This is a genomic window from Cryptosporangium sp. NPDC051539 (genome assembly GCF_044454545.1).
In the GTDB taxonomy this organism is placed as follows: Bacteria; Actinomycetota; Actinomycetes; order Mycobacteriales; family Cryptosporangiaceae; genus Cryptosporangium.
In genome coordinates this window covers 45,605-64,613 of record NZ_JBITDV010000023.1, presented here as the reverse complement: position 1 = coordinate 64,613, position 19,009 = coordinate 45,605, and the positions used below count along the sequence as shown (strand labels likewise).

Annotated in this window: 2 protein-coding genes; both read left to right on the top strand. The window is 74.8% G+C overall.

Annotation, left to right across the window (positions count from 1 at the left end):
- The first annotated feature begins 51 nt into the window (after positions 1–51).
- Positions 52–17,787 carry a type I polyketide synthase gene (locus ACIBZJ_RS42130; protein ID WP_395939233.1) on the top strand — a complete coding sequence of 5,912 codons (17,736 nt, stop codon included), beginning with the start codon at positions 52–54 and terminating at the stop codon, positions 17,785–17,787.
- Positions 17,788–17,879: 92 nt separating this feature from the next.
- Positions 17,880–18,974: a Gfo/Idh/MocA family protein gene (locus ACIBZJ_RS42125; protein WP_395939232.1), complete on the top strand. Its 1,095-nt coding sequence runs from the start codon at positions 17,880–17,882 to the stop codon at positions 18,972–18,974.
- Positions 18,975–19,009 lie beyond the last annotated feature (35 nt).

The window sequence follows — 19,009 nt, the reverse complement described above, 5'->3', positions numbered from 1 at the left end:
GAGTTGTTTGTGCGTGGGGTGGAGTTGGAGTGGGTTCCGGCCGGTCGGCGGGTGGATTTGCCGACGTATGCGTTCCAGCACGAACGCTACTGGCCACCGGCGTCCGCCGGGATCGGTGACCTCGGGGCGGCCGGGCTGACCGCAGCTGGTCACCCGCTGCTGGGCGCCGCCGTCGCGCTGACGGACGGCGGACTGATGCTGACCGGGCGCCTCTCGCTGCAGACCCAGCCGTGGCTGGCCGGGCACCGCGTCGGCGGCACCGTGATCGTGCCGGGCACGGCACTGCTGGAACTGGCCGTCCGGGCCGGCGACGAGGTCGGTGTGAGCCGGGTCGAGGAGCTGACGCTGCAGACGCCGTTGCCGCTGCCGGCCGCCGGCGGCGTGTTGCTCCAGGTCGTGGTCGGGGCCGCGGACGGCGCGGGAGCACGTTCGCTCGAGATCCACGCCCGCCCGGAGAACACGGAGGACCCGTGGGTCTGCCACGCCGTCGGTGTGCTCGTGGCGGGACCGGTTCCGGCCGGCTTCGAGGCGTCCGACTGGCCGCCCGCCGGCGCCGACCGGATTCCGCTGGACGGTGTGTACGACGGTCTCCGCGCCGGTGGCCTCGACTACGGACCGGCCTTCCAGGGTCTCCGGGCGGCCTGGTCCGACGCTGAGGGCACCCTCTTCGCCGAGGTGGCGCTCGGCGCGGACGAGCGAGCCGACGCCGCGCGGTTCGGCCTCCACCCGGCCCTGCTCGACGCCGCCCTCCACACAGCGGCCCTGCCGGGCGCCGCCGGCGCGGACGCGACGCCGAGGCTGCCGTTCGCCTGGCGAGGCGTGTCGTTGCTGGCCACCGGAGCGGCCGTGCTGCGGGTCCGGATGCGCCGGCCGTCGGCCGGGGAGGTGTCACTGGAACTCGCGGACGGCAGCGGGCGGCCGGTCGCGACGATCGACGGATTGGCCCTGCGACCGGTGACGATGGACTCGGCGGAGGACACCGCGGCCGTCGCGCGCCGATCGCTGTTCACGGTGCGCTGGGAGCCGGCGGAGACGGCGGCCGGTCCGTCGCTCGGCGAGTTGCCGCTCCGCGACGAGTTCCCCGAGGGAGAGTTCCCCCCGGTCGTCCGGGTGGACGCGCCCACCGGCGACCCGGCCGACCCGGTGGGTTCGGCGCACGCGGTCGCGTCCTGGGGGCTGGCGACGGTGCAGAGCTGGCTGGCGGCTCCGACCGACAGCCGGTTGGTGATCGTCACCCGGGGTGCGGTCGAACCGGTGACCGACCTGGCCGCGGCGACGCTGCTGGGCCTCGTCCGCTCGGCGCAGACGGAGCATCCCGGCCGCTTCGCGCTGGTCGACGTCGACGACGACCCGGCATCCTGGGCGGTGCCCGTGGACGCGGCCGCGCCGCAGCTGGCGGTGCGGGCCGGACAAGTGCTCGCGCCGGTGTTGTCGCGGGTGAGCCCGGCGGAACAGCCCGCCGTGGAGTTCGACGGCACGGTGTTGATCACCGGCGGTACGGGCGGGCTGGGAGCGCTGCTCGCCCGCCATCTGGTGGCCGAGCGGGGCGTCCGCACGCTGGTACTGACCAGCCGGCGGGGTCTCGACGCCGCGGGCGCGCGGGAACTGTGCGACGAGTTGGCGGAGCTCGGTGCCTCGGTGCGGGTCGACGCCTGCGACGTGGCGGACCGGGAGGCCCTCGCCGCGCTGCTCGCGACGATCGAACCTCCGCTGGGCGCGGTGATCCACGCGGCGGGCGTTCTCGACGACGGTGTCGTGACCGGCCTGACCCCGGAGCGGCTCACCCGCGTACTGCGGCCCAAGATCGATGCGGCGTGGCACCTGCACGAACTGATCGGTGACATTCCGCTGGTCCTGTTCTCCTCGTTCGCGGGCATCGGGGGGTCGGCCGGGCAGGGCAACTACGCGGCGGCCAACGCGTTCCTCGACGCGCTGGCCGCGCATCGGCACGGGCGCGGCCTGCCGGGATCGTCGCTGGCGTGGGGAGCCTGGGCGGATCGGACGGAGCTCACCGCCGGCGCCGACCTCGAGCGAATGGCGCGGATCGGGTTGCCGCCGCTCACCGCGGGCCAGGGACTCGCGCTGTTCGACGCGGCGCGCGCGTTGACCGCAGAACCGCTCGTCCTGCCGCTGCGCCTGGACCTGTCCGCGCTCCGCCGGCACGCGCAGTACCTGCCTGCGCTCTTCCGGCGGCTCGTGCCCGCCACCCGGCGCCGCACCGCGGTCGACTCCGAGCAGACCGACGCGGCCCGGCAGCTGACCGCACTCCCGCCGGAAGAGCGGTTGCCGGCCCTGCTGGATCTGGTCCGGGCCCAGGTCGCGGCGGTGCTCGGCCACGCCGACCCGGCTCAGGTCTCGCCGGACCGCTCGTTCGCGGAGCTCGGGCTGGAGTCGGTGACCGCGGTCGAGTTGCGCAACCAGCTGACCGCGGCCACCGGTCTGCGGTTGCCGTCCACGCTCGCGTTCGACTACCCGACGCCGGTGGCGCTGGCCGAGTACCTGGCCGGTGAGCTGACCGGCTCGGCGGAGGTGGTGCGGCGCGGCGCGGCTCCGGTGCGCCGGGTGGACGGCGACCCGATCGTCATCGTCGGGATGGCCTGCCGGTTCCCCGGCGGGGTCACCTCACCGGAGGATCTCTGGCGGGTCGTCGCCGACGGCGTGGACACGATGGTGCCGTACCCGACCGACCGCGGCTGGGACCTGACCCCCTACCTGGCCGCCGCGGCGGAGTACACCCTCGTCGGCGGCTTCCTGGACGACGCGGCCGACTTCGACGCCGAGTTCTTCGGTGTCTCTCCCCGCGAGGCCCTGGCCATGGATCCGCAGCAGCGACTGCTGCTGGAGACGTCCTGGGAAGCCCTGGAGCGCGCCGGAATCGATCCCACCGCGCTGCACGGCAGTCAGACCGGCGTCTACGCCGGCCTGATGTACCACGACTACGGCACGTCGGCGAACTTCCCCGACGACGCGCTGGCCTTCGTCGGCACCGGTTCGGCCGGCAGCGTCGCCACCGGCCGGGTGGCCTACCTGCTGGGCCTGGAGGGCCCGGCCGTCACCGTGGACACCGCGTGCTCGTCGTCGCTGGTGTCGCTGCACCTGGCCGCGCAGGCCCTCCGCGGGGGCGAATGCGACCTGGCCCTGGCCGGCGGCGTGACCGTGCTCGCCCAGCCGACCCTCTTCGCCGACTTCGCCTCCCGCGGCGGGCTGGCCGCCGACGGCCGCAGCAAGGCCTTCGCCGACGCCGCGGACGGCGCGGGTTACGCGGAGGGCGTCGGCATGCTCGTCGTGGAGCGGATGTCCGACGCGATCCGCAACGGGCACCGGCCACTGGCCGTCGTCCGCGGCTCGGCGATGAACCAGGACGGCGCGTCCAACGGCATGACAGCCCCGAACGGTCCCTCCCAGCAACGGGTGATCCGGCGGGCGCTGGCCGCGGCCGGGCTCGAACCCGCGGACGTCGACGCCGTCGAGGCGCACGGCACCGGCACGGCGCTGGGTGACCCGATCGAGGCCCAGGCCCTGATCGCGACGTACGGGCAGGACCGCGACGAGCCGCTGCTGCTCGGCTCGGTGAAGTCGAACTTCGGGCACACCCAGGCCGCGGCCGGAGTGGCCGGCGTCATCAAGATGGTGCTGGCGATGCACCACGGTGTTCTGCCGCGCACGCTGCACGTGGACGCGCCCAGCACGCACGTGGACTGGTCCGCCGGTGCGGTCGAGCTGCTGACCGAGAGCCGCCCCTGGACGCGTTCCGTCCGTCCGCGCCGGGCCGGGGTGTCGTCGTTCGGTATCTCCGGCACGAACGCGCACGTGATTCTCGAGGAGGCACCGACCGGGACGCCGTCCCCGGCGCCGGACGTCCCGTCGGCCCGTGATGTCCTGGCGGCCCCCTCCGTCCCGGCGCCCGTGGTCGTCTCGGCCAAGTCGGAAGCGGCGCTGGCCGCGCAGGCGGACCGGCTGGCCACCTTCCTGGAGTCGTCCGAGACCTCGCCGTTCGACGCGGCGTTCTCGTCGGCGGGCCGCGCGCTGTTCGAGCACCGTGCCGTCGTCCTCGGAGCGGACGTCGCTGACCTGAGCACTCGCCTGCGGTCGCTGGACGGGGTCCGGGGTGTCGCGCGTCCACGGGGCCGGTCGGTTTTCGTGTTCCCGGGTCAGGGCGCGCAGTGGGTGGGGATGGGTGTGCGGCTGGCGGCGGAGTCGCCGGTGTTCGCCCAGCGTTTGGCGGAGTGCGCGCAGGCTCTGGCGCCGTTCGTGGAGTGGGATCTGCTGGAGGCGCTGGCGCACGAGGACCTGCTGGAGCGGGTCGACGTCGTGCAGTCGGCGTCGTTCGCGGTGATGGTGTCGCTGGCTGCGGTGTGGGATTCGCTAGGGGTTCGTCCCGGCGCGGTGGTGGGTCATTCGCAGGGCGAGATCGCGGCGGCCGTGGTTGCTGGTGCGCTCACCCTGGAACAGGGCGCGCGGGTCGTCGCGGTGCGGTCGAAGCTGATCGCGTCGCGGTTGGCGGGTTCGGGAGCGATGGCGTCGGTGGCGCTTTCGCTCGATGAGGTGGAGCCGGTTCTGCCGGCGGGTGTGTCGGTGGCGGTGGTGAATGGCCCGCGGTCGATCGTGCTGTCGGGTGATCCGGAGGCGCTGGACGGTCTGGTCGACCGGTGGATAGCTGCGGGTGTGCGGGCTCGGCGGATCGCGGTGGATTACGCGTCGCATTCGGCGCACGTGGATGTGCTCGAGGGTGAGTTGCTGGAGGCGTTCGCCGATCTGGAGCCGGCCCCGGCGCGGGTCCGGATGTTCTCGACGGTCACCGGTGAGTGGGTGACCGGTACCGAACTGGGCGCCCGGTACTGGTTCGACAACCTGCGCAACCCGGTTCGGCTCGGCGAGGCCGTGCAACACCTCGCCCCCACCCACGACGTGTTCGTGGAGGTCAGTGCGCATCCCGTCCTGACCGGAGCGATCGGCGACCTGGCCACCGGCGCGGTGGTGGCCGGCACGCTGCGCCGGGACGAAGACTCGCTGCTGCGCGTGCTGACCAGCGCGGCCGAACTGTTCGTGCGCGGCGTCCCGGTCGACTGGACGCCGGTGTTGCCCGGCGCGCGCCGGATCGACCTACCCACCTACGCGTTCCAGCACAAGCGGTACTGGCCGAACGCCGCCGACGCGGCTCCGCGCGACCTGACCGCGGCCGGACTGGTCGCGGCCGGCCACCCGCTGCTCGGAGCGGCGCTCGAACTGGCGGACGGCGGGGTGGTGTTCACCGGCCGGATCCCCTCGCCGCCGCAGCCCCCGCGGGCCGGCCACCGGCTCGGCGGTACCGCGCTCGTGCCCGGCGCCACGCTGCTGGAGCTGGCCGTCCGGGCCGGTGACCAGATCGGCGCCGGCCGGGTCGAGGAGCTGACGCTGCTCGCTCCGCTGCCGCTGCCGGACACCGGCGTGCAGCTCCAGGTCGTGGTGGCCCCGGCCGGAGTGAACGGCCGGGCGGTGACGATCCACGCGCGCCCGGGCGGGTCGGAGGATCCCTGGACGACGTACGCCAGTGGCGTCCTCGCCGTCGGCGCGGTCCCGGCACTCTTCGAGGCCCACCGCTGGCCACCCGCCGATGCCACCCCGCTCCCGCGGGACGGAGCGGACGACGGCACGACCGGTCGGGCCCAGGCCGCGGCCTGGGCCGACGCCGACGGCACGATCTTCGCCGAGGTCGCGCTGGACGAGGACGAACGATCGGACGCCGCCCGCTACGGACTGCACCCGGCCCTTCTCGACGCCGCCGTGAACGTCGCAGCGCTGCTCGGAACCGACGAGCCGGACCGGGTACCCGGCCGCTGGCGGGACGTGTCGCTGCACGCCGCGCACGCCGCCGTCCTGCGCGTCCGGGCCCGGCGGCTGAGCGCGGGGGAGGTCGCTCTGGACCTGGCCGACGGCCGGGGCGAGCCGGTCGCGACGATCGCCGGGCTGACGCTGCGGGCACTACCGGCAGGCGCGACGGATCAGGCTGCGGCGCTCGCACGCCGGTCGATGTTCGCGGTGCGGTGGGAGCCCGCGGCGGCCGGATCGGGGCTTGCGCTGAACGAGTTGCCGGAGGGTGTTTTCGCGCCGGTGGTGCGGGTGGATGCCCCGGCGGGCGACGCGGCTGACCCGGTGGGTTCGGCGCATCGGCTGGCGTCGTGGGCGTTGGCGAGGGTGCAGGAGTGGCTGGCGGCGCCGGCCGACGGCGTGCTGGTGGTCGTGACGAGGGGCGCGGTGGAGCCGGTCTCGGATCTGGCGGCGTCGGCGGTGTGGGGCTTGGTGCGGTCGGCGCAGTCGGAGCATCCGGGCCGGTTCGTGCTGGTGGATGTGGACGAGGATCCGGCGTCGGGCCTGGTGCCGATAGATGTCACGGTCCCGCAGGTCACGGTGCGGGGTGGGCAGCGGTTGGTTCCGGTGCTGGACCGGCTGGTGCCGGTGGAGGGAGCAGGGCTCGATCTCGGTGAGCGGGTGTTGATCACCGGCGGTACCGGTGGTCTGGGGGCGTTGCTGGCCCGTCATCTGGTGGCCGACCGTGGGGTGCGGAGCCTGGTGCTGACCAGTCGTCGGGGTCCGGAGGCTCCGGGCGCGCGCGAATTGGTCGAGGAGCTGGCCGGGTTGGGTGCGTCGGTGCGGGTGGAGGCGTGTGACGTCGCCGACCGCGACGCGCTGGCCGCACTGCTGGCCGCCCACCCCGTCACCGGCGTCGTGCACGCGGCCGGAACACTGGCCGACGGTCTGGTGGAGTCGATGACGGACGCCCGGCTCGCCCCGGTGCTGGCGGCCAAGGTGGACGCGGCGTGGCATCTGCACGAGCTGATCGGTGCGACGCCGCTGGTGCTGTATTCGTCGTTCGCGGGGATCGGTGGGTCGGCCGGTCAGGGTAACTACGCGGCGGCGAACGCGTTCCTCGACGCGCTGGCCGCGTACCGCCAAGGCCTCGGGCTGCCGGGTGTCTCGCTGGCCTGGGGAGCCTGGGAGGATCGCACCGAGCTCACCACCGGTGCCGACTTCGAGCGGATGGCGCGGATCGGGTTGCCGCCGCTCACCGCCGAGCAGGGCCTGGCCCTGTTCGACGCCGCACTGGCGCAGGCGGCCGAGCCACTGGTCGTCGCGCTCCGCATCGACCTGTCCGTGCTGCGACGCATCGCCCGTCACCTGCCGCCGCTGTTGAGCCGGCTGGCACCCGCCCCGGTCCGGCGCACGGCCGCCGACGGGGAGGCCACCGACGCCGCGGCCGAACTCGCCGCGCTCCCGCCCAAGCAGCGGGTGCAGGCCCTGCTGGAGCTGGTTCGTCGGCAGGTTGCCGCGGTGCTGGGGCATGCGGAGGCCGCCGAGGTTTCGTTGACGAGGTCGTTCGCGGAGCTGGGCCTGGAGTCGGTGACCGCGGTCGAGTTGCGTAACCGGCTGAGTGCCGCGACCGGATTGCGACTGTCGTCGACGCTGGCGTTCGACTATCCGACGCCGGCGGCCTTGGCCGAGTACCTGGCCGGCGAGCTGGGTGGCTCGGTGGAGGCGCCGCGGACCGCTGTGCCGCCGGTGCGCCGGGTGGACGGTGATCCGATCGTCATCGTGGGCATGGCGTGCCGGTTCCCGGGTGGGGTCAGCTCGCCCGACGACCTCCTCCGGATGACGGCGGCGGGGGTCGACGCGATAGCGCCGTTCCCGGCCGACCGCGGCTGGGACCCGGACGCGGTCCCCGCCGAACTCGGCGCCGCCGCGGACTACGCGCGCGTCGGCGGGTTCCTTCCGGACGCGGGGGACTTCGACGCGGCCTTCTTCGGGGTGTCGCCGCGCGAGGCGATCGCCATGGATCCGCAGCAGCGGCTGCTGCTGGAAACGTCGTGGGAGGCGCTGGAGCGCGCCGGCCTCGACCCGGTCGGGCTGCGCGGCAGCCGGACCGGCGTCTTCGCCGGTCTGGTCTTCAACGAGTACGGACAGAGCGCGCAGTTCCCCCGCGAGTCCATTCCGTTCCTCGGCACCGGCAACGCGAGCAGCGTCGCCACCGGCCGGGTGGCCTACCTGCTCGGCTTGGAAGGCCCCGCGGTCACGATCGACACCGCCTGCTCGTCGTCGCTGGTGGCCATGCACTGGGCGGGCCAGGCACTGCGGTCGGGGGAGTGCGACCTCGCGCTGGCCGGCGGCGTGACCGTGATGGCGAACCTCAACCTGTTCCTCGGCTTCGCGGTCCAGGGTGGGTTGGCGGCCGACGGCCGCTGCAAGGCGTTCGCGGACGCCGCCGACGGCACCTCGTGGTCCGAAGGCGTCGGCATGCTGGTCCTCGAGCGACGATCGGACGCGGTCCGCAACGGACACCGCATCCTGGCGACGGTTCGCGGCTCGGCCGTGAACTCCGACGGCGCCTCCAACGGGATGACCGCCCCGAACGGACTGTCGCAGCAGCGGGTGATCCGCCAGGCCCTGGCCTCCGCCGGACTCGCGCCGTCGGACGTGGACGCCGTCGAGGCGCACGGCACCGGCACGACGCTGGGCGATCCGATCGAGGCCCAGGCGCTGCTGGCGACGTACGGCCCGGAGCGGGAGACGCCGCTCTGGCTCGGCACGGTCAAGTCGAACATCGGGCACACCCAGGCCGCGGCCGGGGTGGCCGGCGTGATCAAGATGGTCGCCGCGATGCAGCAGGGCGTGCTGCCGGGGACGCTGCACGTCGACCGGCCCTCCACACACGTCGACTGGGAAGCCGGCAACGTCGCGCTGCTGACCGGGACCCGGCCGTGGGAAGCGAACGGGCATCCCCGCCGGGCCGGGGTGTCGGCGTTCGGGATCTCCGGGACGAACGCCCACGTCATCCTCGAACAGGGACCGGTCCTCGCGCCGGAGCCGGTCGGCGGGGGAGCGCCGGCCGACCGGTCCGGTCCGGTTCCGGTGCTGCTCTCGGCCCGCTCGGAAGCCGCGCTGACCGCGCAGGCCGATCGCCTGGCGGACTGGTGGGAGGAGTCCGGCGCCGACGTGCGCACGGTCGGGGCCGGCCTCGCGCGGTCGCGGTCCTCGCTACCGCACCGGATGGCCCTCCTCGCCGGTGACGCCGTCTCGGCGGTGGAGCTCCTCCGCTCCGGCGGGTCGGTGCGGGGAGTCGCCGGTCGCGGTCAGGTGGTGCTCGGATTCGCCGGGCAGGGCGGCCAGCAACCGGAGATGGGGCGTGCGCTGTACGAGCGTTTCCCGGTGTTCGCCGCGGCGTTCGACGAGATCCTGGAGAACGTCGACGGTGCGCGCGCGGCCTGGTCGGATCCGGAGTCGATTCAGGACACCCGCTGGGCCCAGCCACTGCTGTTCGCGCTCGAGGTGTCGCAGTACCGGCTGCTGGAATCCTGGGGTGTACGTCCGGACGGGCTCGTCGGCCACTCGATCGGTGAACTGGCCGCGGCCCACGTGGCCGGTGTGTGGTCGGTGGAGGACGCCTGCCGGATCGTCGCGGCGCGTGGACGGCTGATGCAGGCCCTGCCGCCGGGGGGCGCGATGGTCGCGGTCGCGGCCCCGGAGGCGCGCGTCGCCCCGTTGCTCGCCGGCCGGGAGCACGAGGTGGCGATCGCCGCGATCAACGGCGCGGAGGCGGTGGTGCTCTCCGGCGTCGAGGACGCGGTGCTGCGCCTCGCCGACGGGCTCGGCGTGCGGACTCGGCGGCTCCGCGTGTCACACGCGTTCCACTCGCCGCTGATGGATCCGATGCTGGAGGAGTACCGGCAGGTCCTGGCCGCGGCGGCGTTCGCCGAGCCCGAGCCGATCATCGTCTCGACCGTCGGCCCGCACCCGGATTGGACCGATCCGGACTACTGGGTGCGGCAGGTCCGCGAACCCGTGCGCTTCGCCGCCGCGGTCGAGGTCCTCCGGCCGCGTGCGGACGTGTTCCTGGAACTGGGTCCGGACGCCGCGCTCAGCGGCACGGTCGGTCAGGTGCTGCCACAGGTGGTGCCGCTCGCCCGCTCCGGGCAGGACGAGGTCAGCAGCGCGCTGAGGGCCCTCGCCACCGTCCACGTGCACGGCGGAGCGGTCGACTGGACCGCCGTCCTCGGTGCCCCGGCCCCAGGTGCCGAAGCCACGGATGCCCGGGCCACTGCGCTGCCCGCGGTCGATCTGCCTACCTACGCGTTCCAGCACCGGCGGTACTGGCCGGCCGGTTCGGCCGGAACCGGCCCGGCCGGTGGCGCGCTCGGTCACCCGCTGCTCGCCGACGCCGTCGAGGTACCGGAAACCGGCGCCCTGGTGCTCTCCGGACGGCTGTCCCGGGCCACCCAGCCCTGGCTGGCCGATCCCGGGGCCACCGCGGCCGCGCTGGTCGAGCTGACGATCCGCGCCGGCGACGAACTGGGCTGCGGCCGGATCGCCGAACTGACGGTCGAGACGCCGCCGGTCGTGCCCGCGTCCGGGGCGCTCCAGGTACGCATGGTGGCCGACGGCCCCGGCGCAGACGCGACCCGGCCGGTCGCCGTGTTCACCCGCCCGCACGGCGGTACGGACGAGTGGACCTGCTGGGCGCGCGGGACGCTGACGGCGTCCGGCGAGCCGGCGGTGCGCACCGAGTGGGCGCAGACGTGGCCACCGGCCGGCGTTTCCCCGCTCGAGGCCGACGGATCCGCCCCGGCCTGGACCGACACCGAGGGCACGATCTTCGCCGAGGTCGCGCTCGACGACGACGACCGGTCCGACGCGACCCGCTACGCGCTGCACCCCGCCCTCCTCGGTGCCGTCTGCCGCCTCGGCGACGGCGAGCCGGGCCACGACGGCGAGCCGGGCCACGACGGCGAGCACCGTCGGGAGGTGTCCGGCTGGCGGGATCTCTCGCTGCTGGCCGCCGGCGCGTCGGTGCTCCGGGTCCGGATCCGGCGGGAGTCGGCGGACCAGCTGTCGCTGGAGCTCGCGGACGGCAGCGGTGCACCGGTGGCCTCCCTCGGCGCGATGACCTGGCGTGCGGTGGCCGCACCCCCGTCCGCTCCGCCGGCGGCAGCCGCCGCCCCGTTGTACGCGGTGCGGTGGGAACCGGCGGAGGCCGGATCGGGCCTGCCGCTGAACGAGGTGCCCGAGGGTGTCCTGGGGCCAGTGGTGCGGGTGGACGCCCCGGCGGGCGACGCGGCTGACCCGGTGGGTTCGGCGCATCGGCTGGCGTCGTGGGCGTTGGCGAGGGTGCAGGAGTGGCTGGCGGCGCCGGCCGACGGCGTGCTGGTGGTCGTGACGAGGGGCGCGGTGGAGCCGGTCTCGGATCTGGCGGCGTCGGCGGTGTGGGGCTTGGTGCGGTCGGCGCAGTCGGAGCATCCGGGCCGGTTCGTGCTGGTGGATGTGGACGAGGATCCGGCGTCGGGCCTGGTGCCGATAGATGTCACGGTCCCGCAGGTCACGGTGCGGGGTGGGCAGCGGTTGGTTCCGGTGCTGGACCGGCTGGTGCCGGTGGAGGGAGCAGGGCTCGATCTCGGTGAGCGGGTGTTGATCACCGGCGGTACCGGTGGTCTGGGGGCGTTGCTGGCCCGTCATCTGGTGGCCGACCGTGGGGTGCGGAGCCTGGTGCTGACCAGTCGTCGGGGTCCGGAGGCTCCGGGCGCGCGCGAATTGGTCGAGGAGCTGGCCGGGTTGGGTGCGTCGGTGCGGGTGGAGGCGTGTGACGTCGCCGACCGCGACGCGCTGGCCGCACTGCTGGCCGCCCACCCCGTCACCGGCGTCGTGCACGCGGCCGGAACACTGGCCGACGGTCTGGTGGAGTCGATGACGGACGCCCGGCTCGCCCCGGTGCTGGCGGCCAAGGTGGACGCGGCGTGGCATCTGCACGAGCTGATCGGTGCGACGCCGCTGGTGCTGTATTCGTCGTTCGCGGGGATCGGTGGGTCGGCCGGTCAGGGTAACTACGCGGCGGCGAACGCGTTCCTCGACGCGCTGGCCGCGTACCGCCAAGGCCTCGGGCTGCCGGGTGTTTCGCTGGCCTGGGGAGCCTGGGCCGACCGCACCGAACTGTCGTCCGGGGCGAACTTCAGCCGGCTGGCTCGCGTCGGGTTGCCGCCGCTCACCGCCGAACAGGGCCTCGGCCTCGTCGACGCCGCACTGGCACACCCGGGCGAGCCGCAGGTCGTCGCGGTGCGGCTGGACCTGCCGACCGTGCGGCGCAACGCCAGGCACCTGCCGCCGCTGCTGCGGAGCCTGGTTCCCGGCGCGGCGCGGCGTACCGCCACCGACCGGGCTACCGACGAGGCCGCCGCCCGCCTGGCGGCGATGTCGCCGGAACAGCGGGTGCAAGCGCTACTCGACCTCGTCCGCGCTCACACGGCCGCCGTGCTCGGGCACGCCGACCCGGCCGAGATCGCACCGGCGATGACGTTCTCCGAGTTGGGGATCGAGTCGCTCACCGCGGTCGAACTCCGCAACGGGCTCGCCGCGACCACCGGGGTGCGGCTCCCGGCGACGCTGGTCTTCGACTACCCGAGCCCGCAGGCGGTGGCCGAGTTCCTCGACCGCGAGTTCTTCGGCGCCCAGGACGAGCCGGTCGCCGCTCCTCCCGCGGTCCGGGACGCCGCGGAGGACCCCGTGGTCATCGTGGGCATGGCCTGCCGCTTCCCGGGCGGGGTCGGTTCACCCGAGGATCTCTGGCGACTGCTCAGCGACGGCACCGACGCGATGGGGCCGTTCCCGGCCGACCGGGGCTGGGACCTGAACCGGCTCTCGGCCGGTCTGCCCGGCGACCTGACCTCGCTGCAAGGCGGGTTCCTCGACGACCCGGCGGGGTTCGATGCGGAGTTCTTCCGGATTTCCCCGCGCGAGGCCGCCTCGATGGACCCGCAGCAGCGGCTGCTGCTGGAGACCACCTGGGAGGCGCTGGAGGACGCCGGACTGCGCCCGCCGTCGCTCCGGGGGTCCCGGACCGGCGTGTACGTCGGTACCAACGGCCAGGACTACCAGGCGTTGATGCTCCAGAGCGGCGTCGACGCGAACGGGCACGGCTCGACCGGCCTCTCGGCCAGCGTGATGTCCGGCCGGCTCTCCTTCACGCTCGGCCTGGAGGGCCCGGCGATCACGGTGGACACCGCCTGCTCCTCGTCGCTGGTGGCCCTGCACCTCGCCGGTCAGGCGCTGCGCGCCGGGGAGTGCGACCTGGCGCTGGCCGGAGGCGTCACGGTGATGAGCACTCCGATGGCGTTCGTCGGCTTCGGCGCCCAGGGCGCCCTGGCCGCCGACGGCCGGTGCAAGTCCTTCGCGGACGCCGCCGACGGCACCGCCTGGTCGGAGGGCGTCGGCATGCTGGTCGTGGAGCGCCGTTCGGACGCCGAGCGACTCGGACATCCGATCCTGGCCGTCGTGCGCGGCTCCGCGGTCAACCAGGACGGCGCGTCCAACGGCCTGACCGCGCCGAACGGCCCCTCGCAGCAGCGGGTCATCCGGCAGGCACTGGCCATCGCCGGGCTGACGCCGTCCGACGTGGACGCGGTGGAGGCGCACGGCACCGGCACGACCCTGGGTGACCCGATCGAGGCCCAGGCGCTCCTGGCCACCTACGGGCGCGACCGGGAGACGCCGCTGCTGCTGGGCTCGGTCAAGTCGAACCTCGGGCACACCCAGGCGGCGGCCGGCGTCGCCGGAGTCATCAAGACGGTGCTGGCCCTGCGGCACGGGACGCTGCCGCGGTCCCTGCACCTCGACGCGCCGTCGACCCGAGTGGACTGGGAGGCCGGGGCGATCCGGCTGCTCACCGCGCAGGAGCCCTGGCCGGACGGGGAACGTCCGCGCCGCGCCGGGGTTTCGGCCTTCGGCCTCTCCGGGACGAACGCGCACGTGATCCTGGAGCAGGGCCCGGTCACGGCGTCGGCTTCGGTCTCCGTCCCACCCGACCCCGGTGGTCCGCTGCCCGTCGTCCTCTCGGGCCGCTCCGATGCCGCGTTGCGCGCCCAGGCCGCCCGGCTGGCCGCGGTGGCCGCGGACGAGCCGCTGCCGGACGTCGCCTTCTCGGCGGCGGTGACACGATCGATGCTCGAGCACCGCGCCGTCGTACTGGCGAGCTCGGCCCCGCAGCTGGTCGACGGGCTGACGGCCGTGGCCGGCGGGTCGGCGGTCGCCGGGGTGGTGACCGGCGCAGTGGTCGGTCAGGCCCGGGTGGGCATGGTGTTCGCCGGTCAGGGCGCGCAGCGCGTCGCCATGGGTCGGGAGCTCTACGAGCGGTACCCGGCGTTCGCGACCGCGTTCGACGAGGTGCTCGACGAACTCACGGGGGCACGGGCCGCCTGGGCCGACCCGGAGCGGGTGGACCGCACCGAGTGGGCGCAGCCGCTGCTGTTCGCGTTCGAGGTCGCGCTGGCCCGCCTGCTGGGGTCCGTCGGGGTCCGGCCCGCGCTGATGGCCGGCCACTCGGTCGGCGAGTTCGCCGCGGCGTATCTCGGCGGGGTCTGGTCGCTGGCCGATGCCTGCGCACTGGTCGCGGCCCGGGGCCGGCTGATGGGTGCGCTGCCCACCGGCGGCGCGATGGCGGCGCTGCGCGCCCGCGAGGCCGATGTTCTGCCGCTGCTGGCCGGGCGTGACGACGTGGCGCTCGCGGCGATCAACGGTCCGAACTCGCTGGTGCTCTCGGGAACCGAGTCCGCGGTGGACGAGGTCGTCGCCGCGCTCGGGGCCCGTGTGCGGCGGCTGACCGTGTCGCACGCCTTCCACTCGCCGCTGATGGAGCCGATGCTGGCGGAGTTCCGCGCCGTGGCCCAGGAGATGGCGTATGCACCGCCGAGTGCGCCGATCGTCTCCACGGTCACCGGCGAGCTCCTCACCGAGGCGCAGGCACGGGACCCCGAGTACTGGGTGGCGCAGGCGCGCCGGCCGGTGCGCTACGCCGACGCGGTGAGCACACTGCGCGGGGGCGGGGCCTCGATCCTGCTGGAGGTCGGTCCGGCCGCGGTGCTCTCCGCGCTGGTCGAGGGCACCGTGCCGAGCCTGCGCAAGGGGCGGGACGAAGTGGCGACGCTGCTCGAAGCGCTGGCCCGGCTGTCCGTCCACGGCGTGGACGTCGACTGGCCGGCGCTGTTGCCCGCCGGCCGCCGAATCGCCCTGCCGACCTACCCGTTCCAGCACCAGCGCTTCTGGCCGGAGCCCGCGGCCGCCTCCGTTTCCCGTCCCACTACGGCGACCGACCCGGCCGACGCCGACCTCTGGTCGATTCTGGAGCAGTCGGACGCGACCTCCCTGGCCGCCGATCTCGCGGTCGACCCCGATGCGGTCGAGGCGGTGCTGCCCGCGCTCACCTCGTGGCACCGGGAACACCGGGACCGGTCGGTGGCGAAGTCGTGGCGCTACCAGGTGACCTGGGAACCGATCGCCGTGCCGGCCGCGGAGCTGACCGGCCGGTGGCTGCTGCTGGTCCCGCCGGCGCTGCACGCGGAGGACTGGACGGCTCGGCTCAGCGAACGGTGGGGGCTCGAGCGGCTCGAGGTGCCCGCGACCGACCGCGGTAGCCTCGCCGACTGCCTTCGCGATCGGACGGCGGACGGCGTCCTCTCGTTGCTCGGCCTCGACACCGGCGACACGGTCGCGGCCGGCGTCGGCACGACGCTCGCGCTGGTGCAGGCGGCCGGCGACGTCGGCCTCCAGATCCCGGTCTGGACGCTGACGCGCGGCGCGGTCGCGGCCGATGCTGCCGACGGCCCCGCCGACCCGGCGCAAGCCGCGGTCTGGGGAGCCGGCCGCGCCGCCGCACTGGAGTACCCGTCGACCTGGGGTGGGCTCATCGACCTCCCGCTCGACCTCGACGCGGGCAGCCTGGCGTCCCTGGCCGGGATCCTGGCCGGGCGGACCGGCGAGGATCAGGTCGCGCTCCGCGGCGGCGAGGTGTACGGCCGCCGGCTCGTACCGGCGCCGCTGCCCGGCCCGGACGTCGAGTGGCGGGCCCGGGGAACCGTGCTGGTCACCGGCGGCACCGGTGCGCTGGGTGCGCACGTGGCGCGGTGGCTGGCCCGGCGTGGTGCCGAGCGGCTGGTGCTGACCGGCCGCGGCGGTCCGGCGTCGCCCGGCGCGGAACAGTTGCGCGCGGAGCTGGCCGAGCTCGGGGTCGAGGCCGAGATCGTCGGCTGCGACCTCGCCGACCGGGAAGCGGTCGCCGCGCTGCTGGCGTCCCACCGTTTCACCGGCGTGGTGCACGCGGCCGGGGTCGGGCAGGCCGACCTGATCGACGCCACCACTCCCGCCTCGGCCGCGGCCGTCCTGGCCGGCAAGGCCGTCGGTGCCGCGCACCTGGACGCGCTCCTCGGCGATCAGGAGCTCGACTTCTTCGTGCTGTTCTCCTCGATCGCCGGTGTCTGGGGCAGCGGTGGCCAAGCCGTCTACGGTGCGGCCAACGCCTATCTGGACGGCCTCGCGGCGCAGCGGCGCGCCCGCGGGCTGGCCGGCACCTCGGTGGCCTGGGGCCCCTGGGACGGCGGCGGGCTCGCCGCGGCCGAGGGCGCCGGGGACTACCTCGCCCGCCGGGGTGTGCTCCTGATGGATCCGGCGGTGGCGCTGGCGGCGCTCGAACGAGCGGTGGCCGCCGGAGACGTGTGCGTGACCGTGTCGAGCATGGCCTGGGACCGGTTCGTACCGACGTTCACCGCGATGCGGCCGTCGGCACTCTTCGCCGCGCTGCCCGCGGTGCGAGCGGCGGCCGAGACCGCGGCCACGGACGTGGCCGCGGCGGACGAGCTACGGGCGAGCCTCGGCGCGCTCCCGGACGACGAACGGTACGCGGCCGTCCTCGACCTGGTGCGCACCCGGATCGCGGCCGTGCTGCGGCTGGCCGGCGCGGACGCCGTTCCGGCCGACCGGGCGTTCGCCGAGTTCGGGTTCGACTCGCTGACCGCGGTGGAACTGCGCGGCGCCCTGGTGGACGCGACCGGCCTGGAGCTGGACGCGACGCTCGCGTTCGACCACCCGAGCCCGGCCGAGCTGGCGGCGTACCTCACCGGCCGGCTGGCGTCGGACGTCCGGGGGGCCGGAAGCGACGCCGACCCGTCCGGGTCCGGCGACGACGGCATCGGGGGCCTGATCCGCGACGCCCTGCGCAGCGGGGACCGCCGGGAGCAGGCCGCCGAGCTGATCCGGGCCGTGGCCCGGGTCCGCCCGACCTTCCGCGGCCCGGACGCCTCCGGGTTCGCACCCGCGGCGAGCCGGCTGCACGGTGCGGCGGAGGACCCGCTCCTGATCTGCCTGCGGACGCCGGCCGTGATCTCGGGCTCCGACCAGTACCGGCACCTGGCCGCGCACCTGCCCGGTAACTCGGTCGTCGAGATCCCGCTGCCGGGCTACCGCAAGGGGGAGGCCCTGCCCGCCGACGCGGACGCGGCACTCACCGCGCTCGCCCACAGCGTGGACGCGGCGGCGGCCGGCCGGCCGTACGTGTTGCTGGGCTACTCCAACGGAGGGCGGCTCGCACAGAACCTCGCCCTGCGGCTGGAGGGCGGTCCCCGGGCGCTCGTGCTGCTCGACGCGTTCGACCTCGGGGACGCGACCGACCGGGAACACCTGGGCGGGCACGTGCTCGGACTCGGGCTCGACGCGGAGTCCCGCTACGGCGAGCTGAGCCTCTCCGCCACCTCCGCGATGTTCCACTGGATCGAGCTGACGACCGGCCTGAGCATCGACGATCCGGTGGAGGTGCCGGTGCTCTTCGTCCAGTGCACGCTCCCGATCGCCGAGGGTGCCGAGCCGCTGGTGGCCCGGCCGTCCTCGCCGGCCTACGAGGTCCGCACGGTCGAGGCCCGGCACTTCACGATGCTCACCGACCACAGTGCCCGGACCGCGGCGGTCATCAACGGGTGGCTGGACCCGGGGGATTCGACGATCTGAGCCGGAGCCGGCGCCGCTGATGCTCGGGAAATCCTGGCGGCGCGGGCGGCAGCATGAACGCACGGCCCACTACAGCAGGTGAGGAGTCGTCCGTGTCGCGACGAAGACTGCGGGTCGGCATCGTGGGCACGGGCGTCGGGCTGCGCACGATCCTGCCCGGCTTCGCGAGCACCGGCCGCGCCGACGTCGTGGCGCTGGCCGGGAGCTCGCCGGCGCGGACGCAGGAGCTGGCCGCACGGCACGACGTCCCGATCGCCTGCCGGAGCGTCGAGGAGTTGTGCGCGGTCGACGAAGTCGACCTGATCGTGCTGGCGGCGCCGAACCCGCTGCACCTGGAGCACGCGTCGGTCGCGCTGCGGACGGACAAACCCGTGCTGCTGGAGAAACCCCTCGGTCTCGACCGGCGGGAAGCCGATCAGATCGTCGCGCTGGCCCGCGGGCGGCAGGCCCGGGTGCTGGTCGACCACCAGCTGCGGTTCCTGCCCGAGTTCAGCGCCTTACGGGCCCGGATCGCCGCGGGGAGCGACCGGCCGTACCTGTTGCGCCTGCATCAGCAGGCGACCGGCTGGGCCACGCCGGACACCGCCTGGAGCTGGGCGTTCGAGCCCGGCCAGGGCGGTGGCACCCGCCTCGCGATGGCGTCCCACCTCGTCGATCTGGCGTGGTTCCTCCTGGGCGAGTGGCCGGCGGCGGTGGCCGGCCTGCTGCACACGGTCCACCCGATCCGCCCCGGCGCGGACGGCACGCCCCGGCCCGTCCGGGTGTCCGAGGCGCTCAGCGCGCACCTCACCACGGTCGCCGGGCAGAGCGTGCTCCTCACGGTCACCGCGGCCGCGACGACCGCCACCCGCTTCGACCTCGACGTCTACGCGAACGGGTTCGAGGCCCGCTACGCGCAGGAGGACGGGCTGCGGTGGCGCGCCGGTGCCGAAGCTCCTACGGAGCAGGTCGGGCCGACGTTCGCCGCCGGCCGCGGAAGCCTGTTCAAGCACGCGTTCGCCGTGTCCGCCGAATCGATCGTCGCCGGGCTCCTCGACGGCGACGACGCGGCGCTCGCACCGGCCGCCACGGTGGCTGACGCCGCCGCCACCCAGTCCGTCCTCGACGCGTTGCTCACCGCCTCCCGCACGGCGCGGACCGTGTCGCTGGGCCCACTCGCCCCGGACCGCTCGTCGCCCCTCGTCTGACGCTCGACCGACCGTCGGCCCACCCTCGTCCGAGA